This window comes from Bordetella petrii (genome assembly GCF_020991325.1).
Taxonomy (GTDB): Bacteria; Pseudomonadota; Gammaproteobacteria; order Burkholderiales; family Burkholderiaceae_B; genus Bordetella_A; species Bordetella_A petrii_E.
Genome location: NZ_JAJMLX010000213.1, coordinates 1 through 8,250, shown reverse-complemented (window position 1 = coordinate 8,250; position 8,250 = coordinate 1). Strand labels below are relative to the sequence as shown.

The window sequence follows — 8,250 nt, the reverse complement described above, 5'->3', positions numbered from 1 at the left end:
GCCGCCGCAACGGCGCGGGTCGCGCCCGCGGGTCTGTCAGCCCATCTGGCGCCGCAGCCGGGCCGACGCCGTGCTGCCCAGCAAGATGGGCATGACGCTGTTGTTGAATGCCACTTCCGTCTGCGCGCCGGGCCGGTGCACCACGTGGGACACGTGGTCCAGGTTCAGGATAAGGGACCGCGACACGGCAAAGAAAGGGGGCGTGGGCAATTGCGGCGCCAGGCGCTTCATGGTGATGTGCATCAGTTCGTCGGCGTGCGCGGCGCTGCACAGCCGCACATAGTCGCCCTGCGCCTGCGCCAGGGTCAGGTCCTGGATCTTCACCATCCGCGTGCCCGTGCGTGCGCGGATGGAAAGGTAGTTGCTGGCGCGCGGGCGCAGCCGGCCCAGCGCCTGTTGCAGCCGTTCCGGGCTGACGGGCTTGAGCAGGTAGTCCACCGCCTCGACGTCGAAGGCCCGCGTGGCGTAGTTGTTGTGCGCCGTCACGAACACCACCGCGGGCAGTGATTCCATTCCGTTCAGGCCGTCCAGCAGGTCAAAGCCCGTACCGCTGGACAGTTCGATATCCAGGAAAACCGCGTCGGGGTTGTGGTGCTGCATCAGGCTGCGGGCCTGTTCCAGGCTGCCTGCCTCGCCTTCGACCTGGACCCCGCTATTGCTTTCCAGCAGGCGTCTCAGGTAGCGGCGTGCCGGGGCTTCGTCATCGATAATCAGCACGCGCAGCATCCGTTTCCTCCTTGTTATGCCGGCATAGGCAAGCGTGCGGTCTGGTGTCTGTGACGCAAATATAGGCTATGTTGCGTCATGTTGGGTAAGTTGTCGTCACAACTCCAGGGAATTGTCATGGTGTTTTCCACTGCCGGCCGAGGGCTTGCCTTGGGTGAGTCGGCCAAGGCATTCTGGCGCGCGCAGATCGCGGGCTGGGTGCTGTTGGCGCTGGTTGGTTTCTGCATCCGGTCGGCAGTATTCGGCAATGTGTCGGCGGGATTCTGGCTGACCCTGGTGCTGGAACCGCTGGCCTTCGCATTCACCAGCGCCGCGGCGCTGGCGCATGGCCGGCGGGCGGGCAAGGGCGACGCGCCCATTGTGGTGCTGGCCTGGGCCGTACTGCTGTGCGTGGCGGCGGCGGCCTTGCTGGCGCTCATCGCATACGGCATTCATCAGTACTTCTCGCTGGGCACCATACGCCTCATGCCAGGCAACCAGTACCGCCTGGGCTTTCTGTACTACATGGGCATTTTCTCGATCTGGACGCTGGTTTACTTCGGCGTGGCGGCCGAACTCGCCGCGCGCGGCGAGCGCATGTCGAAAATGCGCGCGGAAACCCGCGCCCTCCGGCTGGAACTGGAGCATCTGCAACGCCAGATCGAGCCCCACTTCCTGTTCAATGCACTGAACACCATCGTGGCCGAAATCGCCGAACGTCCCGCCATCGCCGAAACCATGACGCGCCGCCTGGCGGAATACCTGCGCTATTCACTGGATCGCAGCGGGCAGGGCCTGTGCCGGCTGGACGAGGAAATCGAGGCGGCCGAGAGTTATCTGCGCATCCAGGCGCTGCGCTTCGATGCGCGGTTCGAATACCGCAGCCAGGTCGACCCGGCTGCGCTGGACATCAGGATTCCTCACATGACGCTGCAAGGGCTGGTCGAGAACGCCATCAAGCATGGCCTGCGCGCCGGCACGGCGCCGTTCCAGATCAACCTGAGCACCCGTTGCGAGCAAGATGAGTTGATCATGGAGGTGGACAACCCCGGCACGCTGGATACGCCGGGCGACCTGGCCACGGGCGGCGGCGGGCTGGGCAACCTTTGCCGCCGGCTGGCGCTGCGCTACCCCAACCGCCACCACGTATCGTTGCGCCAGCAGGGCGACAGGGTGGTGGCGCAAGTGCGCCTGAGGGGAACCGCGATCTTGCTGTGAGGCCGGTGGCGCGAGCTGGCGGGCCATCCGTATGGAACCATCCGTCTCAAGGCATCATTCTTATTGATGACTTAGCTCACATCATTCTATTACCGCCCCATTCTCCTTCCCTCTTACGATGATTTCGCGCCGGCGTTAAGGCGCGCATAACAACGGAGGAGACCAGGGTGAACGTACAACTCGCGCCCCGTGGGGCGCTGCCGACATCCCGTCCGCAAGACGTGCACAGGCGGCGCCTGATGGCCGCCCTGGCTGCATTGGCCGCCGGTGCCGCCATGCCGCGGCTTGCTGGCGCCGAAACCGCCTTTCCGCAGCGCCAATTGACCTTGATGGTGCCCTTTGCGCCCGGCGGGCCGGTGGACATCGCTGCGCGTGCAGTGGCCGAACCCATGGCCCGGCGCCTGGCGCAGTCCATCGTCGTCGTCAACAAGGGGGGCGCGGGAGGCAATATAGGGGCCGATGAGGTGGCGCGCAGCCAGCCGGATGGCCATACGCTCCTGCTGGCGCTGGACTCGATCTTGACGGTGAACCCGTCCTTCTATGGCCAGGCCGCGCCGCCGCCCGCGTTATTACCCGTAGGCATGCTGGGTGAGCTGTCCAGCGTGCTGGTGGTGAATGCGAAGTCTCCGATCAAATCGGTGGCCGATTTCGTGGACTATGGAACGCGCCAAGGCATGACCGCGGGTTCTGGTGGAAGCGCCACCGCCGGCCATCTGTACGCCGAGTGGCTCAAGCGAGATTATGGCGTCAACCTGACCCCGGTGCCCTACAAGGGCTTGAGTCCGGCGGTGCAAGACCTGCTGGCGGGCAATATCGATTGCATTGTTGCCCTGATCCCCGGCGTATTGCCGCATATACGGTCCGGCGCTCTACGCGCGCTGGGGTTGACGTCCATCCGCCCGCAAATATTGCTGCCGGAGGTTCTTCCTCTGTCGGAACAAGGCCTGCCCGGCTTTACCGGCGCGTCATGGCTGGCGCTGATGGTGCCGCAAGGCGTGCCAGAGGACGCGCGCCGCCGGTTGGCGGCGGACTTGCAGTCTGTGCTGGATGACGCCGGCGTAGTTTCCCGCTTGCAGGCCGTAGGCATCGATCCGTTCTATGCGGATGCCGCTCAAGTGCAGGAAAGAATCACCCGCGAACGCAATCAATGGGCGACGCTGCTGCAGGCCATGCAGCGGGCCCCGCAAAGCTGAGACCTCCATGCCGCAGACCAATACCCCTCCCAATTTCCTTTTCCTGATGGCTGATCAGTTGACGGCTTTCGCGTTGCGCATGTACGGCAATTGGGTATGCCGTACACCCAATCTCGACCGCCTGGCACAGCGTGCCACGCGTTTTTCTAATACCTACTGCAACTTTCCCCTGTGCGCGCCATCGAGAGTGGCCATGCTGACTGGTCGTTTGCCGAGCTCGGTTGGCGTTTATGACAATGCGTCGGAATTTTCCGCTGAAGTGCCCACCTTCTTGCATCACCTTACTTTGGCCGGCTATTCCACAACGTTGTCGGGCAAGATGCATTTCGTCGGACCCGACCAGCAGCATGGTTTTCAAGAGCGGTTGACGACCGATATCTATCCGTCGGATTTCGGTTGGACGCCCGACTGGCGGCAGGACATTCCGATCGCGCCTACCGGCATGAACATGCGCAGCGTGATCGAGGCGGGCGAATGCGAGCGCAGCATGCAGCTCGATTACGACGATGAAGTCGTGTACCGGGGAATACAGAAAATCTATGACCTGGGCCGCTTGCAGCGTGAGCGCCCCTTTTTCCTGGCGGTGTCGCTGACTCACCCGCACAATCCGTATGTCTCGACGCGGGAATTCCTTGACCTGTACCGGGCAGACGAGATCGACATGCCGACGGTGCCGCCGATGCCTTTCGACCAGTTGGACCGGCACAGCCAGCGGCTGTGGTACATGTTCCGCCAGGACGAGTACGACGTGACCGATGCCCACGTGCGGGCTGCGCGCCATGCGTATTACGCCATGGTGAGCTATGTGGACGCGCAGGTCGGCCGCTTGCTGGACGCGCTGGAGACGATGCAATTGTCCGACTCCACCGTCATCGTGTTTACCGCCGACCATGGAGACATGCTAGGCGAGCGGGGCCTCTGGTACAAGTGGGTGCACTTCGAGCCCGCCGTGCGGATTCCATTGCTGATATCCGCGCCCGGTTGGCGCAAGCCTGCGGCGCGCCATGAGCTTGCGTCGCTGGTGGACATCTTTCCTACCATCCTGGACCTGGCAGGCGTTACGCTGTCCGACGCCGACCGGTCGAATCTGGCGGGGCGGTCGTTGGCGGGAAGCCTGGGGCCCGCCGCGCGCTCCGCGGCCACGGGCGTGGTGTACGGCGAAATGAACGGCGAGGGCGCGCATGCGCCGTCCCTGATGGTGCGGGAGGGCGATTGGAAGCTGATAACCGCCGACGGCGACCCGGCCCAATTGTTCGATCTGCGGCGCGATCCGCACGAACTGCGGAACCTGGCTGGCATGCCGGAAGGTGCCGAAGCGGAACAGCGCCTGGCATTCTTGGCGCGGCAGAACTGGGATGCCGCGGCCCTGCACGAACGCATCCTGCACAGCCAGGCACGCCGCCGCATTGTGCAGCAAAGCCTCTTGTCGGGTGATTTTCGCCCCTGGGATTACCAGCCCTTTACCGACGCGTCGCGGCAGTACGTGCGCGGCGGGGCGTTGTCCAGCCCATCCGTCGTCAAGGGCAAGTTGCGCTACCCGCCCGTGGAGCCCGTGGCGCCGCAACGGCCACGCGCAAGCCAATCGACGCAGCCTCGCATCCGGAGCGCATCATGAAACGGCGTACTTTGCTTAAAGGCGCCTTGATAGGCGCGGCCTGTATGGGGCGTTTGGCCCGAGCGGACGTGCTGCCGGCGGGTCCGCTGCAGTGGGTGGTGCCTTATCCGCCCGGTGGCGCCACGGACTCGGTGGCTCGGGCGATCGCCGCAGCGATGGCGCGGCAACTGGGCCAGCCGATGGTCGTGGTGAACCGCCCCGGCGGCGCCACCAATATTGGCACGCAAGCCGTGCTGAACGCGCCGGCGGATGGTGGGACGATGCTGCTGGCTGTCCCGCCGTTGGTGGTCAATCCCGCGCTTTACCCCGACCTGGCTTTTCAGCCTCTGCGTGACATGAGGGCCGTGGGCCTGATCGCGCTGAATCCCAATGTGTTGGTCGTCCCTGTCGATTCACCTTTTCGCACAACGCAGGAATTGTTCGAGCAGGCGAGGGCCAGGCCGGACACAGTGACCATTGCTTCGCCAGGCATAGGTACCGTGCCGCATCTGGTCAGCCTGCTGATCGGCCAGGAATTGAGGCTCCAGGTGGTGCCAGTGCCTTACAAAGGCAGTGCCGCATTGATGCCCGACCTGGTCAGCGGCCGTGTCTCGGCCGCCATGGACAACTTGTTCGCCCAAGTCGCTTCGATACGCAGTGGCCGGGTGCGCGCACTGGCCACGCTGGGGCAGGCGCGTTCGCCCTTGTTGCCCGACGTACCCAGTATGGCAGAGCTGGGCTTGAGCCAACTGGCTGGAATGGGATGGATAGGCATGGTGGTGCGCGCCGATGTGCCCGATATCCGTGTGTCGCGGCTGGAACAGGCGCTGCTGGCTGCCGCGCGCGAGCCCGATAATGTGGCACGCCTGCAGTCCATGGGACTGATGGTGGTGGCGCAGGACCGCGCACAATTCCAGCAACGATTGGCCGCGGAGGCCGAGCTGTGGCAGGAAACCGTGCGCCGTGCCGGGGTGACGGCGGGCTAGGGCCCGTCCATACTAAATCAGCCGCGCGCAGGTGCTAGGCGGCGGCGGTTTTCAGGCCTTGGTCCGTGCAGATGTCGTGCACCAGCATGCGCACTTGCGCGATATCGTCGTGACTGTCCTGCGGGGGGCGCATGGCAGTGACCAGTTCGCGAGTGAATGCGGGGTTGCACAGCGGGGCGGCGGACAGCAGGCCCTGGTCGAAGTCCGCCCCGTACACCATAGGGGCCAGCAGCGTGAATCCAATACCCTGGGACACCAGGTGCTTGATCTCTGCGATGGAATCCAGCGTGGCATGCAAGCTGATCGCCGTGTTGGCGCGCCGGGCCTGGGCCTTGATCAGCCGGGTGAGGCCGTGCCTGGCGTTGGGAAGAATGAGGGGATATTCCGGAAGGCGGGAAAACTCGATCGGGCACGAAGGATCCAGCAAACCCGGCGCGCCCACCAGGTCGATTCTGTCCACGACCAGCGGTTGCACGTCCAGGTGCCTGAGGGGTTGCACGGCGAACAGAACGCTGATGTCCAGCCGGCCCGATTTCAGCCATTCCAGCAAATGCCCGGACATGCCTTCGATCAGTTCGACGTCGCAGCCGTGCGCATGCTTGGCGCGAGCGATCAGTTGCGCAGCAAAGGTGCGAGTCATGCCATTGGGAATGCCCACCCGTACCACGCGGGCAGGTGGGGTGGCGGCCGCATGGCGCCGCTTCATGTCGTCAACAGCGCGCAGAATGGCCACTGCATCGCGATAGGCCAGTTCGCCGCTTTGCGTAAGGGACACGCCACGCGCCGAGCGATCGAGCAGGCGGGCGCCAAGCTCGTCTTCCAGCGCCTTGATTTGCGCAGTGAGGGCGGGCTGAACAATATGCAGGGCGGCCGCCGCCTTGGTGATGCTGCGTCGGCGGGCCGCTTCGACGAAATAACGCAGATGTCGGAGTTCCATGGCCCCTTGGCCTGGGAGAGCAAGTACGAATGCGGGAAGGGCATCGTAGCAAGTTCCCGCTGCGGAACATACCCGGTTTGTTACCGAGGCGCGGCGTAATGGCGGGGCTCGGCCAGAGAACCCGCAAACGGAAAGGGCCAGCGCACGAAATGCGCTGGCCCTTGAATTTGTGGCGGAGCGGACGGGACTCGAACCCGCGACCCCCGGCGTGACAGGCCGGTATTCTAACCAACTGAACTACCGCTCCGCAGCGGCTTACTACCTTTACTGCTGCCAGCCAAAAAAGCTGGCGTCCCCTAGGGGATTCGAACCCCTGTACTCACCGTGAAAGGGTGATGTCCTAGGCCTCTAGACGAAGGGGACTTGGACAAACTACTGTACTGCAACTTCGCTTTTGACTGGTGGAGGTAAGCGGGATCGAACCGCTGACCTCTTGCATGCCATGCAAGCGCTCTCCCAGCTGAGCTATACCCCCGTGTTCCTAAAACTTTCCTGCGATTTCCAGTGTTTTTCACACTGTTGTCGCCGGTTTTGTTTAGTGCCGTTGGCGAAGAAACGAGATTATGCACGAGTTTTTTTAGGCGTGCAAGTCGAGGCCGAAAAAATTCGGTGACGGCCTCGATTTCCGTTTCCGCTATGCGCGCGGCTTGCGCCGGCCCAGTGCCGCGGCGGCGATCAGGCCCAGGCCGGCCAGCGCCAGCAGGGGCGTATCGCCGAAGCGTGCGTAGGGGGTCAGGCCCGTCATGCCCTGCACCGACACCGGCAGGATGCCGGCCTGATGCGCCGGCAGTTGCGCGGCCACGCGGCCCTTGGCGTCGATGGCGGCGGTAATGCCGGTATTGGTGGCGGTAACCATGGGGCGCGCGGTTTCCAGCGTGCGCAGGCGGCCGATTTGCAGATGCTGGCGCAGCGCCCAGGTATTGCCGAACCACCCCAGGTTGCTGACGTTGGCCAGGATGGTGGCGCCCGGTTCGCCGTTGGGGCCGGGGTGCAGCGCGGGCAGCAGTTCCACGCCGAACAGGTCTTCGTAGCAGATGTTGAATGCCACGTGCTGGCCGCGCACCGCGAAGGGAGGCTGGCGCGGGCCGCCGCGGTCGAAGTCGCCCAGTGGAATGCTGAGCATATCGACGAACCAGCGGAAACCCGGCGGCACATATTCGCCCCAAGGCACCAGGTGGCGCTTGTCGTAGCGCATGGCCGTGGCGCCTTGGCGCAGTTGCTCGATGGGCGTGTGGGCATCGAAGCCGATCACGCTGTTGGTATAGCTGCGCTGGCCGTCGCTGCCCGTGGTGCGCAGCGGCGCGCCCATGGCGATGGTGGCTTGGTTGCGCCCGGCAACGGCGCGCCATGCCTGCCATACCTGCGGGTCGACCTGGTCCTGGAATACCGGCAGGATAGTTTCCGGCAGGATGATCAGGTCGGCATGCGGCGCGGGCAGGGCGGCCAGCTCCAGGTGCCGGCGCAGGCCCAGTTCCATCAGGGCCGGGTCGAATTTCTGCGACTGTTCTACATTGCCCTGTACCAGCCGTATCTGCAAAGGCGTGCCGCTGGGGCTAGACCACGAAACGGCGGCCAGCGGCCAGCCGGCCGCGACCAGCGCCAGGGCCAGCGCGCACG

The 8,250-nt window shown here is 64.5% G+C and carries 7 protein-coding genes and 3 tRNA genes; 4 read left to right on the top strand and 6 right to left on the bottom strand.

The window, feature by feature from the left end; translation table 11 throughout:
• Window positions 1-36: 36 nt before the first annotated feature.
• Window positions 37-726 carry a LytR/AlgR family response regulator transcription factor gene (locus LPZ50_RS18330; protein WP_230663379.1) on the bottom strand — a complete coding sequence of 230 codons (690 nt, stop codon included), beginning with the start codon at window positions 724-726 and terminating at the stop codon, window positions 37-39.
• A gap of 117 nt (window positions 727-843) precedes the next feature.
• Here LPZ50_RS18330 and LPZ50_RS18325 point away from each other — a divergent pair, with 117 nt between their 5' ends.
• The 4 genes from LPZ50_RS18325 to LPZ50_RS18310 all read left to right on the top strand — a co-directional run bounded on the left by LPZ50_RS18325 (window position 844) and on the right by LPZ50_RS18310 (window position 5,696).
• Window positions 844-1,923: a sensor histidine kinase gene (locus LPZ50_RS18325; RefSeq protein WP_230663376.1), complete on the top strand. Its 1,080-nt coding sequence runs from the start codon at window positions 844-846 to the stop codon at window positions 1,921-1,923.
• A 167-nt stretch (window positions 1,924-2,090) separates the two neighbouring features.
• A complete protein-coding gene (locus LPZ50_RS18320; protein WP_230663374.1) occupies window positions 2,091-3,116 on the top strand; it encodes a Bug family tripartite tricarboxylate transporter substrate binding protein in 1,026 nt (341 codons plus the stop codon).
• Window positions 3,117-3,123: 7 nt separating this feature from the next.
• Window positions 3,124-4,731 (top strand): choline-sulfatase, encoded by a 1,608-nt coding sequence (gene betC / locus LPZ50_RS18315; RefSeq protein ID WP_230663372.1) that lies wholly within the window; start codon window positions 3,124-3,126, stop codon window positions 4,729-4,731.
• Window positions 4,728-5,696 (top strand): Bug family tripartite tricarboxylate transporter substrate binding protein, encoded by a 969-nt coding sequence (locus LPZ50_RS18310; RefSeq protein WP_230663370.1) that lies wholly within the window; start codon window positions 4,728-4,730, stop codon window positions 5,694-5,696. Before betC ends, LPZ50_RS18310 begins: the two co-directional genes overlap by 4 nt.
• A gap of 34 nt (window positions 5,697-5,730) precedes the next feature.
• Here the strand turns inward: LPZ50_RS18310 and LPZ50_RS18305 are convergent, their stop codons facing one another.
• The 5 genes from LPZ50_RS18305 to lnt all read right to left on the bottom strand — a co-directional run.
• The gene (locus LPZ50_RS18305) at window positions 5,731-6,633 is read right to left on the bottom strand and encodes a LysR family transcriptional regulator (RefSeq protein WP_230663368.1); all 903 of its coding nucleotides are present in this window, start codon (window positions 6,631-6,633) and stop codon (window positions 5,731-5,733) included.
• 170 nt (window positions 6,634-6,803) lie between these two features.
• Window positions 6,804-6,880, bottom strand: a tRNA-Asp gene (locus tag LPZ50_RS18300).
• 40 nt (window positions 6,881-6,920) lie between these two features.
• Window positions 6,921-6,996, bottom strand: a tRNA-Glu gene (locus LPZ50_RS18295).
• A 36-nt stretch (window positions 6,997-7,032) separates the two neighbouring features.
• Window positions 7,033-7,108: transfer RNA gene (locus tag LPZ50_RS18290), tRNA-Ala, on the bottom strand.
• Between the two features lie 159 nt (window positions 7,109-7,267).
• A partial coding sequence (lnt, locus tag LPZ50_RS18285) for an apolipoprotein N-acyltransferase (RefSeq protein ID WP_230663366.1) occupies window positions 7,268-8,250 on the bottom strand: 983 nt, incomplete at its 5' end.